The 18,228-nt window shown below is 61.1% G+C and carries 15 protein-coding genes and 2 pseudogenes; 7 read left to right on the top strand and 10 right to left on the bottom strand.

The features are described from left to right. Positions 1–747, top strand: a pseudogene (locus tag LG371_RS11925) (MFS transporter); the annotation flags it as partial. Positions 748–878: 131 nt separating this feature from the next. Here LG371_RS11925 and LG371_RS11920 read toward each other — a convergent pair. From LG371_RS11920 to tal, 4 genes are all read right to left on the bottom strand, one after another. Continuing rightward, a complete protein-coding gene (locus LG371_RS11920) occupies positions 879–1,334 on the bottom strand; it encodes a GNAT family N-acetyltransferase (RefSeq protein ID WP_225748612.1) in 456 nt (151 codons plus the stop codon). A 256-nt stretch (positions 1,335–1,590) separates the two neighbouring features. After that, complete coding sequence (locus tag LG371_RS11915) at positions 1,591–2,682, bottom strand: conjugal transfer protein (protein ID WP_225748611.1); 1,092 nt, start codon at positions 2,680–2,682, stop codon at positions 1,591–1,593. Between the two features lie 15 nt (positions 2,683–2,697). Further along, positions 2,698–3,681 carry a RhuM family protein gene (gene rhuM, locus LG371_RS12340; RefSeq protein WP_067591806.1) on the bottom strand — a complete coding sequence of 328 codons (984 nt, stop codon included), beginning with the start codon at positions 3,679–3,681 and terminating at the stop codon, positions 2,698–2,700. Between the two features lie 74 nt (positions 3,682–3,755). After that, positions 3,756–4,781 (bottom strand): transaldolase, encoded by a 1,026-nt coding sequence (tal, locus tag LG371_RS11900; protein WP_225748610.1) that lies wholly within the window; start codon positions 4,779–4,781, stop codon positions 3,756–3,758. Between the two features lie 91 nt (positions 4,782–4,872). Between tal and LG371_RS11895 the strand changes: the two genes are divergently transcribed. The 5 genes and pseudogenes from LG371_RS11895 to LG371_RS11875 all read left to right on the top strand — a co-directional run bounded on the left by LG371_RS11895 (position 4,873) and on the right by LG371_RS11875 (position 11,085). Further along, the gene (locus LG371_RS11895) at positions 4,873–5,844 is read left to right on the top strand and encodes an SIS domain-containing protein (protein ID WP_067591800.1); all 972 of its coding nucleotides are present in this window, start codon (positions 4,873–4,875) and stop codon (positions 5,842–5,844) included. A gap of 384 nt (positions 5,845–6,228) precedes the next feature. Next, positions 6,229–7,110, top strand: a pseudogene (locus LG371_RS11890) (DMT family transporter). A gap of 478 nt (positions 7,111–7,588) precedes the next feature. Next, complete coding sequence (locus LG371_RS11885) at positions 7,589–9,124, top strand: sodium-dependent transporter (RefSeq protein ID WP_225748609.1); 1,536 nt, start codon at positions 7,589–7,591, stop codon at positions 9,122–9,124. Next, positions 9,121–9,231 carry a methionine/alanine import family NSS transporter small subunit gene (locus tag LG371_RS11880; RefSeq protein ID WP_082890728.1) on the top strand — a complete coding sequence of 37 codons (111 nt, stop codon included), beginning with the start codon at positions 9,121–9,123 and terminating at the stop codon, positions 9,229–9,231. The genes LG371_RS11885 and LG371_RS11880 overlap by 4 nt, the downstream gene beginning before the upstream one ends. A gap of 204 nt (positions 9,232–9,435) precedes the next feature. Beyond that, entirely contained in the window at positions 9,436–11,085 is a 1,650-nt protein-coding gene (locus LG371_RS11875) for an electron transfer flavoprotein-ubiquinone oxidoreductase (protein WP_225748608.1), read from the top strand. Between the two features lie 151 nt (positions 11,086–11,236). On the opposite strand, the gene LG371_RS11870 is transcribed toward LG371_RS11875, so the two are convergent. The 6 genes from LG371_RS11870 to LG371_RS11845 all read right to left on the bottom strand — a co-directional run bounded on the left by LG371_RS11870 (position 11,237) and on the right by LG371_RS11845 (position 16,524). After that, the gene (locus tag LG371_RS11870; protein ID WP_067591791.1) at positions 11,237–11,662 is read right to left on the bottom strand and encodes a hypothetical protein; all 426 of its coding nucleotides are present in this window, start codon (positions 11,660–11,662) and stop codon (positions 11,237–11,239) included. 1 nt (position 11,663) lies between these two features. Continuing rightward, positions 11,664–12,437: a 4,5-DOPA dioxygenase extradiol gene (ygiD, locus tag LG371_RS11865; RefSeq protein ID WP_225748607.1), complete on the bottom strand. Its 774-nt coding sequence runs from the start codon at positions 12,435–12,437 to the stop codon at positions 11,664–11,666. A 226-nt stretch (positions 12,438–12,663) separates the two neighbouring features. Next, positions 12,664–13,611 carry a GTP-binding protein gene (locus tag LG371_RS11860; protein ID WP_225748606.1) on the bottom strand — a complete coding sequence of 316 codons (948 nt, stop codon included), beginning with the start codon at positions 13,609–13,611 and terminating at the stop codon, positions 12,664–12,666. Between the two features lie 37 nt (positions 13,612–13,648). Continuing rightward, positions 13,649–13,933 carry a hypothetical protein gene (locus tag LG371_RS11855; protein WP_225748605.1) on the bottom strand — a complete coding sequence of 95 codons (285 nt, stop codon included), beginning with the start codon at positions 13,931–13,933 and terminating at the stop codon, positions 13,649–13,651. A gap of 135 nt (positions 13,934–14,068) precedes the next feature. Next, a complete protein-coding gene (locus LG371_RS11850; protein WP_067591779.1) occupies positions 14,069–14,953 on the bottom strand; it encodes a polysaccharide deacetylase in 885 nt (294 codons plus the stop codon). A 155-nt stretch (positions 14,954–15,108) separates the two neighbouring features. Then, complete coding sequence (locus LG371_RS11845; protein ID WP_225748604.1) at positions 15,109–16,524, bottom strand: amidase family protein; 1,416 nt, start codon at positions 16,522–16,524, stop codon at positions 15,109–15,111. Positions 16,525–16,861: 337 nt separating this feature from the next. Here LG371_RS11845 and clpX point away from each other — a divergent pair, with 337 nt between their 5' ends. Next, entirely contained in the window at positions 16,862–18,121 is a 1,260-nt protein-coding gene (gene clpX, locus LG371_RS11840; RefSeq protein WP_067591773.1) for an ATP-dependent Clp protease ATP-binding subunit ClpX, read from the top strand. Positions 18,122–18,228: the final 107 nt, after the last annotated feature.

The raw sequence follows: 18,228 nt of genomic DNA, 5'->3' as shown, positions 1-18,228 counted from the left end.
GTGGCCAGCATCTTCATGCCGCGCGTGGCGCCGAAAACGCCGGATGCCGAAATCGACTGGCACATCGTTCGCAACTCGAAAACCATCCTGAAACAAGCCTTTGCCGATAAAGATATTTATGCCGCCATCATCGGCATTTCCTGGTTTTGGTTTATCGGCGCGGTCTATACCACCCAGCTGCCCACCTTCACCAAGCTGCACCTGGGCGGCAACGACAATGTGTTCAACCTGATGCTCACGCTGTTTTCCATCGGCATCGGCAGCGGCTCGGTGGTGTGCGCCAAACTGAGCCACCGCAAGCTCAATCTGGGCTGGGTGGCGGTGGGCATGGTGGGCATGGCCGTGTTCGGCCTGTTGCTGGTGGCGCTCACCCACGGCGCGCGCTATCAGGAATACGGCGGCATCGGCAGCTTCCTGCTGCGCGGCGATGCTTATGCCGTGATGCTGTGCATCGTGCTGCTCGGCTTTTGCGGCGGCTTCTTCTCCGTGCCGCTCTACACTTGGCTGCAAACCGCCAGCAGCGAGGAATTCCGCGCCCACGCCATTGCCGCCAACAATATTGTGAACGGCTTCTTCATGGTGGCCGCCGCGCTGATTTCCGCCGTGCTCATCCAGCTGTTCGACAGCATCAACCTGCTGTATCTCATTGTGGCGGTGGGCAATATCGTGGTGTTGGTGTATCTGCTGAAAATCGCCCCGCCGATTGGCGAGGGGGTGAGGAAGTGGTTTGGCAAAGAAGAAGAGTGAGTTTGCTGATTTCAGGTAGCCTGATTGGTATTGAGGCTACCTGAAAACGCAGCTTCACGAAGTGAAGCGATGTTTTGCGAAGCTAAAAATAAAACCGGCCGAATCGGCCGGTTTTTGCATGGCGGGCGGGATTACAGGCTCCACACATAGTTGAGCCATTCGTTGTCCTGCTCGGCGCCGAGGCGGGCGTAGAAGCGTTGGCCGCCTTCGTTCCACGGGGCAACCGTCCATTTGATTTGCACGCAGTTGTGTTTCTGGGCTTCTTCCTTCAGCGCGAGCATCAGCTTTTCGCCGATTTTCTGGCCGCGGTAGGCTTCGTCCACATACAGCTCTTTAATATATACGGCGGGGCGGGTGTGCAGGGTGTAGGGCAGGAAGTAGTACACAATCATGCCGGCCAGCTTGTCGCCGTCGGCAGCCACGAAGCTGTAGAAATCGGGCGGGTTTTTGCGGAAGCCGCTGTTCACCACCACTTCGGGGGTGATGGCGAAGGCATCGATGTATTTTTCGAACACGGCCAGGCCTTTCATCAGCTCCCACAGTTGCGGAGCGTCGCTTTCCACGGCTTTACGGATCACAATGCTCATGTTTTGCTCCTATGCAGTTAAACGGGAAATCCGGGCGTAAATATACGCCGCCGTATGGCAAAAGGCTACCTGAAAAATGGATGGGGATGAACGGGGCTTCGCCCGACTCCGGCCGTAGCTCGGGTTAGGCTGCAAGGCGCAACCCAACGGTTGACTAACGATTTTTCAGGTAGCCTTTGCATGGGTTGAGGCTACCTGAAAAACCAAATCAGCCGGTTTGCAGGGCGCATCATCAAAACGCTTGCGCTGTTCCGCGTTACTGCGGCGGCGGGCTAAACAGCGGGTTGAAACCGTCCATTTCCAAGGCCTGCGCATAATCGGGCACGGGCGCATTTTCCGGCAGGATGCCGTGCAGCAGGCGGATGTGTTCCACCCGGCATTCGGCCATCAGGTCGAGGAAGTTGTGCAGCACGCCGTCTAGCGAATCGGCGGGCGAGAGCTGCCAGCGGAACACCTGCGGCACCAGGCCGTAGCTGCTGTCGGCGGTGCTGAAGCTGAAGGCAATCTGCCCGCCTTCCTGCGCCGCCACGGCCACGCCCACGCGCGGGCTTTGCAGGCGCACGGCGCGGATGGCGTTGGCGGCAAATACATCCAGCGCCATGCGTTGCCGCATCTGGCTGCCGCTGATGATGGCGGAGAGCGGCGCGGCGGGGTCGAGCGGGTTGGCAAACAGGGTGAGACCGGGCGCGGCGAGCCGCTCCTGCCAATACTGCATCAGCGGCAGCGCGGCCTGGCCGAGCTTGCCGGCGGCTTCGGGCGCGCCGTAGCCCAGGGCATACACCACATGCACGCTCTGGCCGGCGGGGATGGCGATGTTGTCGGCGGCGGGCAGCCCGGCAGCCAAGGCTTGGGCGGCGGCGCGGCTCTGTTTGGCGGCAAACCATTGCGTCAGCTTGATTTGGCTGATTTGCTCGGCGCCGAGCAGCGCGGGCAGCCATTTGGTGTGCGCCAGAGGACGGGTGGTGTCAAACTCGGCCAGCTTGGCATTGAGCGCGGCGGCATCGAGTGCGGCGGGCAGGGCAAGGGCTTGCTTGCAGCCGGCCACCAGCACCACGGGCAGGGCAATCCAGCCGCATTCTTCGGCGGTTTTCGGCTGCAACACATGCTCCATCGCCTGCCACAGGGCGCGGTAGGCAGCATCGCTCGGCGCCATGCTCAGCGCCACGGAAAGCGCGGTGAGCTGGCGCGTGTGCAGCATTTGGAAAATCAGGCTGTGCAGGGTGTCGCGCGAGAGGGTGGCCTGGGCGCGGGAACGGCCGGTGGCCACGGCTTCGGCATGCAGCAGCAGCTCGTTTTTCACCGGTTCGGCGGGGTAGGGGCGGGGATCGGGGAGGAGGCGGAGGTTCATGATGATGGCGATGGGCTAGGGCTGGGGGTGGGAACGGTGTTGCAGCATGTGCATGATGAGCCGGATGAGGGTGTCTTTTTGCGCGGGCGCGGATTCGGCCACCAACAGGGTGAGCGCGGCCAAGCCGGTGTCGTTGATGACGGCGCGGCCGCTTGCATCGAACAGGCGGCGGTTTTGGTGTAGGAAATCAACAAACAGGAAGGCGCCGCTGCGTTTGTTGCCGTCGGCAAAGGGATGGTTTTTCACGATGAAGTAGAGCAGGTGGGCGGCTTTGCTTTCGATGCTGGGGTAGGCGGGTGCGCCGAATACGCTTTGCGAGAGATTGCCGAGAATGGCGGCCAAGCCGTCTTCGCGTTCGCGGGCAAACAGTTCGCTGGCTTCGCCGCGGGCGATGAGTTCGGCTTTGAGCTGGCCCAGGGTGAGGCGCGCGGCTTCGGGCGTGGGCAGGCTGCCGCCGTTTTCGCCCGCCGGCTCTTGCAGCAGGCCTTCGTCGTATTGTTGCAGCCAGAGGAAGGTGTGGGTGTAGCGGCTGACGATATCGACCAAGCCGCGACCGGCTTCCAGGGTGAGGGCGGGCGAGGCGGCGGTGGTTTGAATCAGCTGCAAGGCGTGTGCGAGCTCGTCGGCGTTTTGCTTTAGGCGTTGTTGGTTGAGCGCGTAGCCTTTGAGCAGGTAGTCTTTCAGGCGGGCGGTGGCCCAGCGGCGGAAGGCGATGCCTTGCGCTGATTTGATGCGGTAGCCTACGGAAATGATGGTTTCTAGGTCGTAGAAGGTAACGGGACGGTCGGCGGAAGCAATTTGCATTTTTTGCAAATTGCTTTTTTCGCTGATTTCTCCTTCGTCTAGTGCATTACGAATATGACGTGAAATAACAGAGACATCACGCCCGAATAGGGTAACCATTTGCGCTTGCGACAGCCATACGGTGTCGGTGTCGAAGCGGACTTCCACTTGGGTCTGCCCGTCTGCGCTTTGGTAGATTTCGATGGGGTTGTTCATGCGTTTGATGTGGTGATGGTGGGATGAGGCTACCTGAAAAATTTGGCCTCACTATTTTTCAGGTAGCCTTTTGCCTAATCGGCCAGCGGGGCGAGCATTTGGGCGAAGGCCTGTTCGAATTGGGCGAGGCCGTCTTGCTGGAGCTTGCCGGCTAGGGTTTCTAGGTTGATGCCGAGGGCGGCGATTTCGTCCAGTACCGGCTGGGCGGGCGCGGCGGGATGGGAGAGGGCGTCGGCGGCATGGCCGTGGTCGATAAAGGCTTCCAGCACGGCGCCGGGCAGGGTGTTCACCGTATGCGGGGCGATGAGATTGTTCACATAGAGGGTGTCGGGGTAGGCGGGGTTTTTCACGCCGGTGCTGGCCCAGAGCAGGCGGACGGTGGGCACGACATCGCCCGGCTGATTAAATTCGCGCTGCCAATCCTGATAGGCGGCCTGAGCCAGGGCGAGGGCGGTTTTGCCTTGCAGGTGGGGCGGCAGCTGCGGGTCGAGCGCGCTGTCGATGCGGGAAATGAAGAAGCTGGCCACCAATTGCGGCGCGGCAAGCCCTGCCCGCTGCGCCAGGCCTTGCCGATAGGCGGCATAGGCGCGCAGGGTTTGGGCGCGGGAGAAGAGCAGGGTGAGGTTGATGTGGATGCCGTCGGCCACCAGATCGGGCAGGGCGGCAAGGCCGGCATCGGTGGCGGGGATTTTGATCATGGCGTTGGGGCGGCCAATCAGTTTCCACAGGCGGCGGGCTTCGGCGATGGTGCCTTCGGTGTCGTGCGAGAGTGCGGGGTCGCATTCGAGGCTCACCAGGCCGCTGTTGCCTTCTGCGGCAAACTGTGCGGCAAATACATCGCAGGCGGCCTGCACGTCGGCAACGGCCAGGGTTTCGTAGCGCGCTTTGGCGGAAAGCGGCTGCCGCTTCAATTCGTCGATTTCGGCTGTGTATAATGTGTCGCCGGCCAGCGCTTGGCGGAAGATGGCCGGATTGGAGGTGACGCCGCTCACGCCGCTTTGCTGCAATTGGGCCAGCGAGCCGGAGCGCACGAGCGAACGGGAAAGATTGTCGAGCCAGATTTGCTGGCCGAGCCGTTTGGTTTCCTGCAAAATAGCCATATTTTGGTGCCTTCGATTGAATGTGTAAATTTTGGAAAATACCCGATTCCAGCAGTCGCCGCAAGCCGGAATCCAGAAAGCGGAACAAAACATGACCGAACCATCCTATCTCGCCCACGCCCGCGAAGTGCTGGCGATTGAAGCCGATGCCCTGCGCGCCCTCTCCGATTCTTTAGATGCCAACTTTGCCCGCGCCTGCGAAACCGTGCTCGCCTGCGAAGGGCGCGTGGTGGTGAGCGGCATCGGCAAGAGCGGGCACATCGGGCGCAAAATTGCTGCCACGCTGGCTTCCACCGGCACGCCCGCCTTTTTCGTGCACCCCGCCGAAGCCGCGCACGGCGATTTGGGCATGATTGTGGACGGCGACGTGGTGCTCGCCATTTCCCACTCCGGCGAAAGCGACGAAATCGCCGTGATCCTGCCCGCGCTCAAACGCAAAAACATCACGCTCATCGCCATGACCGGCCGCCCCGAATCTACGTTGGCGCGCCATGCCGACATCCACCTCACCGTGGCCGTGCCGCAGGAAGCCTGCCCGCTCGGCCTCGCCCCCACCAGCAGCACCACCGCCACGTTGGCGCTGGGCGACGCGCTGGCCGTGGCGCTGCTGCGCGCCCGTTCCTTCACGCGGGACGATTTCGCCCTGAGCCACCCCGCCGGCAGCCTGGGCAAACGCCTGCTGCTGCAAGTGGCCGACGTGATGCACGCGGGCGACGAGCTGCCCGTGGTGCGCTTGGATACGCCCTTTGCCGACGTGATTGTGTGCATGAGCGAAAAAGGCCTAGGCATGGTGGCGGTGGCCGATGAGGCAGGCTACCTGAAAGGCATTTTCACCGACGGCGACTTGCGCCGCCTGTTTCAGCAGCAACGCGATTTATCCGGCCTCACCGCGCAAGCCGTGATGGGCGCACACCCGAAAACCATTACGCCCGAGCGGCTGGCCACCGAGGCGCTGAAAACCATGCAGCAAAACCGCGTGAACGGCCTTCCGGTGTGCGATGCCGAGGGTCGGCTCTTGGGCGCGCTGAATATGCACGATTTGCTCAAGGCGCGGATTGTGTAGCGCGGCTGGGCGAGTGCGATAAGGCTGCTTACGGCTTTCTACGCAGCCAAATTTTTCAGGTAGCCTTGATGCTGATCCAAAAGGCTACCTGAAAACATTGGGGCTAGCTGAAAATGTTAGCTTCGGCAAAGGGAAAAGTTTTGGCTTTACAGAACTGCGTTGCGCTAGGTTTTAACTACCTTGAGGCAGACGCTTTCAGGTAGCCTGATGCCTGGGCAGGATATTTTATTTTGCAACGGCGGATTGCATATCCGCCGTTTGTTTGATTTTATGGATGCATACGATTCAATGGACGGGCGGCTGAGGATGGATATAAAGTCTGCCCCTGCGATGGCTGGAGCCATATTGCGTGAAGATTGCAGGCTGTGAGCCTGGAGAAATATGATGAAACAACAAAACCCTTCTTATGCCGCGCCGCTTTTGGTGCTGGGCTGCGTGGTGTTCGGGCTGGGTAGCCTGATTGTGAAGTTTGTGCAGGTGGGCTCGTATGCGGTGGCATTTTGGCGGCTGCTGGTGGCGGCGTTGGTGTTTTGGCTGCTGATGCGGCGTTTCGGGCAGCGGTTGCCGCAGAGTGCGCGGGCGTGGCGTTGTGCTTTGCTGGCGGGGGTGTTTCTGGCGTTTGATTTGGCGCTGTGGCACGAGAGCATTCATGCGGTGGGGCCGGGGATTTCTACGCTGCTCAATAGTTTGCAGATTTTCTTTTTGTCGGCCATCGGGGTGGCGTTTTACGGGGAGCGGCTGAACCGCTGGCAGGTGGCGAGCCTGCTGTTGGCGGTGGCGGGGGTGGCGCTGATCGGCAGCCCGGAATTTGGGCACAACGGCAGGGCGCTGTGGGGTTTTGTGAGCGGGACGGCTTCGGGGGCGATGTTGGCGCTGTCGATGGTGTTTGTGCGCAAAACGCATGAGACGGAGCGGGTGGCGCTGTTTCCGATGATGATGGTGTTGAGCGCGGGCGGGGCGGCGACGCTGGTGTTGCCCATGCTGCTGTTGGACGGCGGGGCGCTGTATCCGGCGAGCCTGAGGGATGTAGGGCTGGTGTTGGTGTATGGGGTGGTGATGTAGTGTTTTGCCTGGGGCTTGATTGCTTATGCGATTCCGCTGCTGTCGCTGTCGCTCACGGGCTTGCTGCTGCTTTCGGAGCCGGTGGCGGCGCTGCTGATTGATTATCTGCTGCTGGATAAGCCGATTAACGGCTGGCAGTGGCTGGGGGCGGGGCTGACGCTGGCGGCGATTTATTTGGGCTCGCTGAAGCGGCGGGGCGGCTGAATGGGTTGGCATATTTTTCAGGTAGCCTCTGCTGTGATATGAGGCTACCTGAAAACCTAAGGCGGGCTTGGAGTTTGGCAGTTGGTTTTAACGGGCTTGGCTTTTCGTTTTCAGGTAGCCTTTTGTTGGCTTGGTGATTGGTGGGTTGTTGCGCGGGCGGGAGCGAACAATGAATAAAATTGCGCGGCTGCCGCGGGCGGGCACTTGACCGTTGGCGGGCTTGTCTTTACGATTGCTTGCAAAACGTGCCATCTGCGGCAAAACGGCGGTTTTCCGCCGTGAAACAGATACCTGGCGCGCCGGATAGTGAACAAGTTGTCTAAAATCGGCTTGGTTCGGCGGGGCGGGCGGACGGGGCGGCTCAGGCTGCCGCCGGCGGTGGCAGGGAATTGTTGCAGAAAGGCTGCAACGCTTATTTGATAACTGGAGGGCGGTCGGAATCAGCCGGCCGCCGCATATTTTTCAAGAGGTGTCGAACGTGTCTAATCCGCAAAATCCCAAGCGCGAAACCTTTTCCAGCCGGCGGGCGTTTATGTTTGCCGCCATCGGCTCGGCGGTGGGTTTGGGCAATATCTGGCGTTTTCCTTATGTGGCGTATAAAAACGGCGGCGGGGCGTTTATCCTGCCGTATTTGGTGGCGCTGCTCACGGCGGGCATCCCGCTGCTGTTTTTGGATTATGCGGTGGGCCACCGCTACCGCGGTTCGCCGCCTTTGGCTTTCCGCCGCCTGAACCGCAAGTTTGAAACCATCGGCTGGTGGAATGTGCTGGTGAACGTGCTCATCGGGCTGTATTACGCGGTAATCCTCGGCTGGGCGGCGAGCTATACCTATTATTCGCTCAACGCGGCCTGGGGCGCAGACCCTTCTGCCTTCTTCTTTAAGGATTATTTGCAGATGGCGCCTGATGTGTCGGCGCAGATGCAGTTTGTGGCGCAGGTGGCACTGCCGCTGGTGTTGGTGTGGCTGGCTACGTTGCTGATTCTGGCCTTCGGGGTGCAGAAGGGTGTGGCGCGGGCTTCGGCGTTTTTCATGCCGCTGTTGGTGGTGATGTTTGTGCTCTTGGTGGGGATTGCGCTGAGCCTGCCGGGTGCGGCCAAGGGTTTGGACGTGTTGTTTACGCCGGATTGGAGCAAGCTGGCCAGCTCGGAAGTGTGGATTGCGGCCTATGGGCAGATTTTCTTCTCGCTCTCGGTGTGCTTCGGCATCATGATCACTTATTCTTCCTACATGAAGCGCAGCTCGGATTTAACCGGCACGGGCATGGTGGTGGCCTTTGCCAACAGCAGCTTTGAGCTGCTGGCCGGCATCGGCGTGTTTGCCGCGCTGGGCTTTATCGCCACGGCCAGCGGGCAGCAGGTGGGCGATGTGGCGGCGGGCGGTATCGGATTGGCCTTTATCGCGTTTCCCACCATCATCAACCAAGCGCCGTTCGGCGCGGTGATCGGCGTGCTGTTTTTCGGCTCGCTGGTGTTTGCCGGCCTCACTTCGCTGATTTCGGTGCTGGAAGTGGTGATTGCGGCGGTGCAGGACAAGCTGAAAATCGGCCGCGTGGCCGCCACGCTGGCGGTGGGCGTGCCGATGATGACGGCTTCGGTGCTGCTGTTCGGCACCACTACCGGCCTGCCGGTGCTGGATGTGCTGGATAAATTCGTGAACACCTACGGCATTGTGGCGGCTGGCTTTTTGTATGTGTTGTGCGTGGTGTTGGGGCGCAACTTGGGCGTGCTCAGCCGCCATCTGAACAAAACTTCTTCGCTGAAAGTGGGCAAAACCTGGCTGCTGTTTGTGGGCGCGGTTACGCCCTTGGTGTTGGGCACGATGCTGTTTACCGACACGCGCTCGCTGCTCACGGAAGGCTATGGCGGCTACCCGGGCTGGTTTGTGGGCGTATACGGCTGGGGCACGGCCATCGGCGTGGTGCTGCTGGCTTTCGGGCTCTCGCTCTTGCCGTGGCGGGAAGATGCGGGTTTGGATGTGCTGCAAGACGATGAAGAAGAAGGAGAAAAACAATGAGCACGAGCGCGATTGTGATGATGGTGCTGTCTTTGGCGGTGATTTGGGGCGGCTTGGTTGTGGCCGTGCTGCGCCTGCCGGAGGATAAAAGCAAGCAGCAGGATTGATGCGGCTTGATTGGCATGATAAAGGCTACCTGAAAATGGCTTTGCCAGATTTTTCAGGTAGCCTGCATACGCTAAAGAGGCTACCTGAAAAGATGGCGGGGCGGAAAACGCCGAGCCAAAGTTTCAGGTAGCCTTCTGCCCGCATGGTAAAATCGCATTTCGATTTTGAGAGGGCGGCATGCGCCCGTGATAGGAAGTGAGAAGATGACGGAGAATACAACGCGCGACAGCATGCAATACGACGTGGTGATTGTGGGCGCGGGCGTGGCCGGGCTCTCGGCGGCGATACGGCTCAAGCAGCTGGCTGCTGCGGCGGGCAGCGACATCAGCGTGTGCGTGGTGGAAAAAGGCTCGGAAGTGGGCGCGCATATTTTGTCGGGCGCGGTGTTCAACCCCAAAGCGTTAAACGAGCTGCTGCCCGATTGGCGTGAGCAAGGCGCGCCGCTGAACCAGCCGGTGAAAGGCGAGCGGCTGCTGTATCTCACGCGCCAATCCGCGCTGCGCCTGGCGCTGCCGCCCAGCTTCCACAATCAGGGCAACTACATCATCAGCTTAGGCATGCTGTGCCGCTGGCTGGCCGGGCAGGCCGAAGCACTGGGCGTGGAAATCTACCCCGGCTTTGCCGCCGCCGAAGTGCTCTACCGCGCCGACGGCAGCGTGAAAGGCATTGCCACCGGCGACAAGGGCATCGGCAAAAACGGCGAGCCCACCGAAGCCTACCAGCCCGGCATGGAGCTGTGGGGCAGGCAAACGATGTTCGCCGAAGGCTGCCGCGGCTCGCTTTCCGAACAGCTCATCGCCAAGTTCCGCCTCGACCAACACAGCCAGCCGCAAACCTACGGCCTGGGCATCAAGGAAATCTGGGAAGTGCCGCCCGAGCAGTCGCAGCCCGGCAGCGTGCTGCACACCGTGGGCTGGCCGCTGGATTCCCGCACCTACGGCGGCGCCTTCCTCTACCACCTGGCGGAAAACAAAGTGGCCGTGGGCTTCGTGGTAGGGCTGGATTATCAAAACCCCTATCTCTCGCCATTTGAAGAGTTTCAGCGCTTTAAAAATCATCCCACCATCCGCCCCGTGTTTGCCGGCGGGCGGCGCATTGCCTACGGCGCGCGCGCGCTCACTGAAGGCGGTTTGCAGAGCCTGCCCAAACTCACCTTCCCCGGCGGCGTGTTGGTGGGCGATGCGGCCGGCTTCCTCAACGTGCCCAGCATCAAGGGTGCGCACACCGCGATGAAATCGGCCATGCTGGCGGCGGAAGCCGTGTTCGGCGTGCTGCACAACGGCGCGGCGGACGAGGGTGCAGAAGCCGCAGCCTATGCCGACGCCTTCCGCCAATCCTGGCTGCACGACGAGCTCTACCGCGCCCGCAACATCCGCCCCGCCTTCAAATGGGGCTTTTGGCCGGCCATGGGCTACGGCGCGCTGGATGTGTACCTTTTTCGCGGTCGCGCCCCGTGGACGCTTGCCCACCACGGCAGCGACCGCCCCAGCCTCAAGCGCGCCGCAGAGTGCCGCCCCATCGAGTATCCCAAGCCCGACGGCCAAGTTTCCTTCGACCGCGCCAGCAGCGTGTATCTTTCCAACACGCACCACGAAGAAAACCAGCCGCCGCACCTCAAGCTCGCCAGCGAGCAAACCGCCATCGACGTGGGCTACCGCCGCTTCGCCGCCCCCGAAACCCGCTATTGCCCCGCCGGCGTGTATGAAATCGTGCAGGAACAAGGCCAGCCGCGCCTGCACATCCACGCCGCCGACTGCATCCACTGCAAAACCTGCGATATCAAAGACCCCGCCGCCAATATCACCTGGACCTGCCCCGAAGGCGGCGGCGGGCCGAACTACGGCGAAATGTAGCCGCCGGAAATTTTGCCGCGCAGAAACGCGCGCAGAAACGGGCTTGCGCTTCGCAGAAAATTTTAGCTTCGCAGAAACTCGCGGAACTCGTTTTAGCTTCGCAGAAACTCGCGGAACTCGTTTTCAGGTAGCCTTTTGCTTGTGGCGGGGCTTAGCTTGCCTGGCCGATCAGGATTTCGGCAAAGCCTAAGTGGTGTGCCCATTCGCGCATAAGCAGGACTTGGGCGGCGAAGTCCGCGCTGTGGGGCAGCGGCGGCAGGTCGCGGGCGTGGCAGTAGCCGGCGAGGATGGCGAAGGCGGTTTCCAGCGTGTCGGTGCTGAGGGTGCCGCCGGTGCTGTGGGGCAGGGCGGCGAGGGCGTGGGCGCCTTGGAGACGAAGCGTTTCGCCGGCCAGGCGCTTGGGCAGGGGTGCGATGGCGTCTTCAATCTGCATGATGGCGTTTTCCCAGGCGGCTTCGCTCGGGGGAAACGGGGTGAGCCGGGCGGCAATGTCGGCCAGGGCGAAGGGGAGCCGGATGGTTTGGCCCTGGCGTTGCAGTTCGATGGGGCGGGTGTTGATGTTTAAAATGTTTTGCATATCAGTCTCCTATCTTGATGGAGGTCATGCTCAGGGCGCCTTCGGTGAGCTGGTCGTTGAAAATTTCCAGCGGCTCGCCGTTGTCACGTTGGGCGGCGGTGTAGAGCAGGGGCAGGTAGTGCTCGGGGGTGGGTACGGCTAGGGCGGCGGCTTGGCCGAAGCGGGGGTAGTCGATGAGGGCTTCGTGGTCGCCGCGAAGCAGGGCGGCGTTGATTTGCTTGCGGAATTGCTGTGCCCAATCGTAGCCGGGGTGATTCGGACGGAGGGCGCGCAGGTTGTGCACGATGCCGCCGCTGCCGGCAATCAGGATGCCTTGTTCGCGCAGGGGCTTGAGTTTGCGGGCCAGTTTGAAATGCTGCGCGGGGCTGAGGCGGCTATCCAAGCTGAGCTGGACAACGGGGATGTCTGCTTGGGGATATAGGTGTTTCAGCACGCTCCACATGCCGTGGTCGAAGCCGCGCGTGGGATGGAGCTCGGCACCTTCGGCTTGCAGCAGGCGGCATACTTCTGCGGCAAGCTCGGGGCTGCCGGGCGCGGGGTATTGCACTTGGCTGAGCGCGGGCGGAAAGCCGTAGAAGTCGTATATCAGCCCGGGCCGGGCGGCGGCGGTGAGCTGCAGGCCGCGGGTATACCAATGGGCGGAAATCATCAGGATGGCGCGGGGCTTGGGGAAGCCGCGGGCTATGCGGGCAAAGCCTTGGTTGAAGGGGCTGGCGGCATCGAGCACGGTCATCGGGCTGCCGTGGCCGAGGAAGAGGGCGGGGAGTTTGCGCATGATGGGTTTCCTTGCGTGGGTGGTGTGGGCAGGATTATGGGATTGCCTGCAAGGAAAATAAATATGGCAAACTGGAATCTTGTGTTTACGATTGGTTAATCATAAAGTGGGAATGATGGGTTGGGATGAATAAAGGCTACCTGAAAATTTTTCGGAGGTTTTCAGGTAGCCTGATGAGGTGTGCGGCAAGGCGGGGCTGGTATTTTGGCCGGCAAGGCAACGGAGGCTAGGCCGTATCGCTGTGCAGCACCCAGCGGCGGAACGAGCGCTCGATGGCGGCGGGATCCAGCCCGTCGGCAATCAGCACCAGTTGGGAGTGCGGCGGGGCTTCGTGTAGCTGGTTTAGGTGTTGCGGCGGATACACCATGTGCTGCACGGCGTTGATTAGCACGGGATAGCTCTCGCCGATGTGCAGGATGCCTTTCACCCGCAGCAGGGCGTTGCCGTGGGCGTGCAGCAGGGCGGATAGCCATACGCCGAAGGCGATCCAATCGATGGTGTCTTCGATTTCCAGCGCTAGGGATTGCACGCTGCCGTGTTGGTGGGTGGTGCGGTAGGGGGCGGCGTGTCGGGTGGCGGGCAGGGCGTTGAAATCGGGCAGCGGGCTGCTTAAACCGAGCGGCAGAACGGGGGTGCCGGGCAACATGCGGTGTAGGCGTTCGGCCAATGCGGCGGCGGCCTGCGGGGCGAGGTCGGCCTTGCTGATGAGGATGAGGTCGGCGGCGGCGGCCTGGTGCAGCCAAACGCGCTGGCCGCTCTCGGCCATGTGTTCGCCGTTTACGGCGTCAACCACGGTTACGGTACGTTCGGCGGCAAGCTGGTGGGAAAGCTGCGGATCGGCCTGGAGGGTGGCGATGATGGGGGTGGGCTCGGCCAGGCCGGTGGTTTCGATGATGATTTGCCGAAACGGTGGCACGCTGCCGGTGGCGCGGCGGTGGAGCAGGTCGGCGAGGGCGTCTTTGAGTTCGCCGCGTATCTGGCAGCACAGGCAGCCGGAGTCGAGCAGGACGACGTTGGGCGATATGGGGCGCACCAGCTGCTGGTCGATGCCGACTTCGCCGAATTCGTTGATGAGCACGGCGGAATCGCCGTAGTGCTCGCCGGCGAGGATTTTTTGCAGTACGGTGGTTTTGCCGGCACCGAGGAAGCCGGTGAGGATGGTAACGGGGATCATGGCGGGAATTTTCAGGTAGCCTTTGGCGGCGGACGGTTTAGGCCAGGGGATCGAAGGGGCGGCCGGTGATTTTTTCCACGGTGAGCCAGATTTGGCTGAGGTTGTCGGCCAGCTCGGTTTTGCCGGTGGCGGAGCTGATTTGGTAGCTGCTGCCCTGCCAGTCGGATACGGTGAGGCGTTGGGGGGCGAGCATGCGGTTGAGGCAGGCGGTGCGCTGGGCGCGCAGGCGGCGGCGCAATACGGCGTCACTGCTTTGGCTGCTGTGTTCGAGCCGGGTGCTCCAGTGGTTTTGTTCGCCGAATAGGCCGCAGAGTCCGCACATGGTTTTTCCTTAATTAGTGGAAGATTAGGGTGAAAGGCTACCTGAAAACGGGAACAGATGCTTGGGCTTTTATGTTTTCAGGTAGCCTGTGGCCTTGGTATGCCTATGGTTTTACAAAGACGTTAGCCTGAGTGGTTATTTCCACTGGCGCGGGTTGCGGGCGATGAAGTCGTCGGCGATTTGGTCGAAGGTGCACCATTCCACGCCTTCGTGGCTGTTGATGTGTTCGATCAGCCGCTCGTGCATCATCAGCACTTGCGGGCGGCCGGACACGTCGGGGTGGATGGTCATGGCAAACACGGCGTAGTCGTATTCACGGTATACCCAGTCGAACTGGTCGCGCCACATTTGCTCGATGTCGCGCGGGTTTACGAAGCCGTGGCTGTTGGGCGATTTTTTGATGAACATCATCGGCGGCAGGTCGTCGAGATACCAGCTGGCGGGGATTTCCACCAGCGGCGTTTCTTGGCCGCGCACCAAGGGTTTCATCCAGTGGCTGGGGTGTTTGGAGTAGTCGATTTTGGTCCAGCTGTCGCCCACGCGCACGTAGTAGGGGTGGAAATCGTTGTGCATCAGCGAGTGGTCGTATTTGATGCCGCGTTCGAGCAGCAGCTCGTTGGTTACGGGGCTGAATTCCCACCATGGGGCAACGTAGCCGGTGGGCCGTTTGCCGGCCAGATCGGTGATGAGCTCCAGCGAGCGGTCGAGCACGGCGGTTTCCTGCTCGCGGGTCATGGCGATGGGGTTTTCGTGGCTGTAGCCGTGCATGCCAATTTCATGGCCGCGCCGTGCCACTTCCTTCATTTCGTCGGGGAAGGTTTCCACCGAGTGGCCGGGGATGAACCAGGTGGTTTTCAGCCGGTATTTGTCGAACAAATCCAGCAGTCTGGGCGTGCCCACTTCGCCGGCAAACAGGCCGCGCGAAATGTCGTCGGGGCTGTCTTCGCCGCCGTATGAGCCGAGCCAGCCGGCCACTGCGTCCACGTCGATGCCGTAAGCAACAAGGATTTTCTTTGCCATGGTGATACTCCTTTTTGCCTGCGTCCACTGCACACGGGCGGGTGCGGGTACGCAGATTTGAGGGGGGAATGCCCGTTGGAAAGCAGGCGGGTGGTTTGGCTGAGAGGTTGTTTTTATGGCGCCGATATATTTTCAGGTAGCCTGATCGGCGGAAATCAGGCTCGTTGTTCGTTGAGCACGGTATCGCCGGTTAAGGCTTGCGCCACGGCCAATCCGGCGGCCAGCACGTTTTCGTCGCTGCCGCTGGGGGCGGAGAGCATCAGGGCGGCGGGCAGGCCGTTGCCGTCTAGACCGGTGGGGAGGGTGAGGGAGGGGAGGTCGAGGAAGCTGCCGGCCATGGTGTTGCGCAGGATTTTGGCGTTGCATTCGGCGAAATAGCGGTCGTCTGCGGCCAGTTTGCCCAGCGGCGGGGCGTGGATGGCGGTGGTGGGCATGGCCAGCAGTGCGCCTTGCAGCTCTTGGCGCAGGAGTTGTTGCAATTGGCTGCGCCGGTTGAGCAGGTGGGCGAGGTTGGCGGCGGGATAGCTTTGGTTGGATTGCAGGCGCGAGGCCACGCGCGGATCCATCAGCTCGGCTTGCGCGAGGGCGGCGTGGTGCAGGCGGTAGGCTTCGATGCCGACCAAGGTGCCGTATTCGGCAAACAATTCGGGCAGTTGCGCCAAGGCGGCCAGCTGGCGGCGGATGATTTCGCAGCCGGCGGTTTTCAGGTAGCCCAAGGTGCGCTCGAAGGCTTGCTGGATGGAGGGCTCGGCATCTTCTCCGTAGCAGTCAGTTGGCACGACGATTTGCAGGCTACCTGAAAATTTGGCCGGCGCCATGCCAAAGCCCTGCATCACGGCGCAGACGTCGGCCACGGTGTGTGCCAGCGGGCCGATGCTGTCGAGCGTGGGCGAGAGCGGCCACACGCCGATGCGGGAAACGCGCGCGGCGGTGGGTTTGAAGCCGGTCAGGCCGTTGAGGGCGGCGGGAATGCGCACCGAGCCGGAGGAATCGGTGCCGATGGCATAAGCCACGATGCCCTCGGCCACGGATACGGCCGCGCCGGAAGAAGAACCGCCGGGTGTCAGCAGCGTGTGTGCGGGCGACCAGACATTGGCCGGCGTGCCGAAATTCGGGTTCAGCCCCAAGCCGGAAAAGGCGAATTCGGTGAGGTTGGTGCGGCCGACGGACACGGCGCCTTGCTGTTCCAGCAAATCCACGGCGGTGGCGTTATTGCTGGCCGGCGCTTGGTGGGCGGTGGTACGGCTGGCGGCGCGGGTGGTTTCGCCGGCTTGGTCGAACAGGTCTTTCCACGATACGGGGATGCCGTCGAGCAGGCCGAGCCGTTTGCCGCTGCGCAGCCTTTCGGCGGCCTTGCGTGCACCGGCGCGGGCGCGGGCTTCGGTGAGCACGGTGAAGATGTCGCGGCGGGAGGAAGCGGCCTGAAGAGCCTGTTCCGTGATACGCACGGGGTCGGCGCTGCCTTGTTCGAATGCAGCGTTCAGGCGGTGGATGGTGGGGAAGGGGAGGGCATCGCGAATCTCCTGCGGCGGTGGGAGGGAAGGGCAATGTCTTGTTTCGGATAGTAGCATACATCGCGGATTGCGCAAGGGAATTTGCATTTTTCTGCGGCGTTTTATTTGATGATGGTCAGATAAAGGCAGATAATTTCCAGCTGCGCAGAAACGCCGCCGTGCTGTGTTTTCAGGTAGCCCATACACACCGCAGGCTACCTGAAAACGGGCAAAGCGAGTTTCGTTAAAACTAAGTTTCAAGCAGGCTCAAACTTATCGGGTAGATTTTCAGGTAGCCTCTGCCTGCCGCCGAATGCTTTGCAGGCATTGCCCGCGTTGATATGCCGCCGGTTTCCCTATATACTTCACAGCTTTGCCGAACCGCTCGGCGCCCATACATTTCGGAAGCACCCCAATGAGCAAAGAAACCCGCTATTGTTCTTTTTGCGGCAAATCGGAAGACGAAGTCAAAAACCTGATTGAAGGCGACAACGCCTTGATTTGCAACGAATGCGTTGATACTTGCAGCCACATGATCCACAACGGCGGCAGCGAAGCCGCCACGCCGGAAAACAGCAGCGAACGCCTGCCCACCCCGGCCGAAATCGTCAGCAACCTCAACCAGCACGTAATCGGCCAAGAGCAGGCCAAGAAAACCCTGGCCGTGGCCGTGTACAACCACTACAAACGCCTGCGCCACCCGAAAGAGGGCGACAACGTGGAGCTGGCTAAATCCAACATCCTGCTTATCGGCCCCACCGGCTCGGGCAAAACCCTGCTCGCGCAAAGCCTAGCACGCCGGCTGGACGTGCCCTTCGTGATGGCAGACGCCACCACGCTCACCGAAGCTGGCTACGTGGGCGAAGACGTGGAGCAGATCATCACCAAGCTTCTGGGCAACTGCGATTTCAACGTGGAAAAAGCGCAGAAAGGCATTGTCTATATTGACGAAATCGACAAAATCTCGCGCAAGAGTGACAACCCCTCGATTACCCGCGACGTGTCCGGCGAGGGCGTGCAACAGGCATTGCTGAAGCTGATTGAAGGCACGGTGGCCTCCGTGCCGCCGCAGGGCGGGCGCAAACACCCGAATCAGGATTTTATTCAAGTGGATACCACCAATATCCTGTTTATCTGTGGCGGTGCGTTTGCCGGCTTGGAGAAGGTGATCCGCCAGCGCACGGAAAAGGGCGGCATCGGCTTCGGCGCTACTGTGCACAGTAAAGACGAAGACGCCGATGTGACTGAATTGTTTGAAATTGTGGAGCCGGAAGACTTAATCAAATTCGGCCTGATTCCCGAGCTGATCGGCCGCCTGCCGGTGATTGCCACGCTGGCCGAGCTGGATGAGGAAGCGCTCATCAATATCCTCACCGAGCCGAAAAATGCGCTGGTAAAACAGTATCAAACATTGTTTGCGATGGAGGATGTGGAGCTGAAGGTGCAGCCTTCCGCCCTACGCAGTATCGCCAAGCTCGCCATGCAGCGCAAAACCGGTGCGCGCGGCCTGCGTTCGATTGTAGAACGCGCGCTGCTGGACACCATGTTCCGCCTGCCTGATATCAAAGAGCAGGTGAAAACCGTGGTGGTGGACGAAGCGGTGATCAATGAAAACTGCCCGCCCAAGCTGCTCACGGCAGACGGGCAGGAATACCGGCTGCCTGAGTCTGAGTAAGGAAAGAAGCAAAAGGCTACCTGAAAATAGTGTGTCTTGCGGAGCAAGGCTGAGTTTCTGCGAAGCTAAAATACAAGCTTCAATGAAGCTAAAACGAACTTTCCAGA

Origin of the sequence: Eikenella sp. Marseille-P7795 (assembly GCF_916618725.1) — a bacterium.
In the GTDB taxonomy this organism is placed as follows: domain Bacteria; phylum Pseudomonadota; class Gammaproteobacteria; order Burkholderiales; family Neisseriaceae; genus Eikenella; species Eikenella longinqua.
The sequence above is the reverse complement of the archived record's forward strand: the minus strand, read 5'-3'. Positions and strand labels throughout refer to the sequence as shown.

Excerpts from the sequence above, each read along its gene's own strand:
- LG371_RS11895 (WP_067591800.1), top strand. The coding sequence starts at position 4,873 with ATGACCGAACCATCCTATCTCGCCCACGCCCGCGAAGTGCTGGCGATT.
- LG371_RS11850 (WP_067591779.1), bottom strand. The coding sequence starts at position 14,953 with ATGGCAAAGAAAATCCTTGTTGCTTACGGCATCGACGTGGACGCAGTG.
- clpX (WP_067591773.1), top strand. The coding sequence starts at position 16,862 with ATGAGCAAAGAAACCCGCTATTGTTCTTTTTGCGGCAAATCGGAAGAC.
- LG371_RS11855 (WP_225748605.1), bottom strand. The coding sequence starts at position 13,933 with ATGTGCGGACTCTGCGGCCTATTCGGCGAACAAAACCACTGGAGCACC.
- LG371_RS11920 (WP_225748612.1), bottom strand. The coding sequence starts at position 1,334 with ATGAGCATTGTGATCCGTAAAGCCGTGGAAAGCGACGCTCCGCAACTG.
- LG371_RS11860 (WP_225748606.1), bottom strand. The coding sequence starts at position 13,611 with ATGATCCCCGTTACCATCCTCACCGGCTTCCTCGGTGCCGGCAAAACC.
- tal (WP_225748610.1), bottom strand. The coding sequence starts at position 4,781 with ATGGCTATTTTGCAGGAAACCAAACGGCTCGGCCAGCAAATCTGGCTC.
- LG371_RS11875 (WP_225748608.1), top strand. The coding sequence starts at position 9,436 with ATGACGGAGAATACAACGCGCGACAGCATGCAATACGACGTGGTGATT.
- LG371_RS11915 (WP_225748611.1), bottom strand. The coding sequence starts at position 2,682 with ATGAACCTCCGCCTCCTCCCCGATCCCCGCCCCTACCCCGCCGAACCG.
- LG371_RS11845 (WP_225748604.1), bottom strand. The coding sequence starts at position 16,524 with ATGCTACTATCCGAAACAAGACATTGCCCTTCCCTCCCACCGCCGCAG.
- rhuM (WP_067591806.1), bottom strand. The coding sequence starts at position 3,681 with ATGAACAACCCCATCGAAATCTACCAAAGCGCAGACGGGCAGACCCAA.
- ygiD (WP_225748607.1), bottom strand. The coding sequence starts at position 12,437 with ATGCGCAAACTCCCCGCCCTCTTCCTCGGCCACGGCAGCCCGATGACC.
- LG371_RS11880 (WP_082890728.1), top strand. The coding sequence starts at position 9,121 with ATGAGCACGAGCGCGATTGTGATGATGGTGCTGTCTTTGGCGGTGATT.
- LG371_RS11870 (WP_067591791.1), bottom strand. The coding sequence starts at position 11,662 with ATGCAAAACATTTTAAACATCAACACCCGCCCCATCGAACTGCAACGC.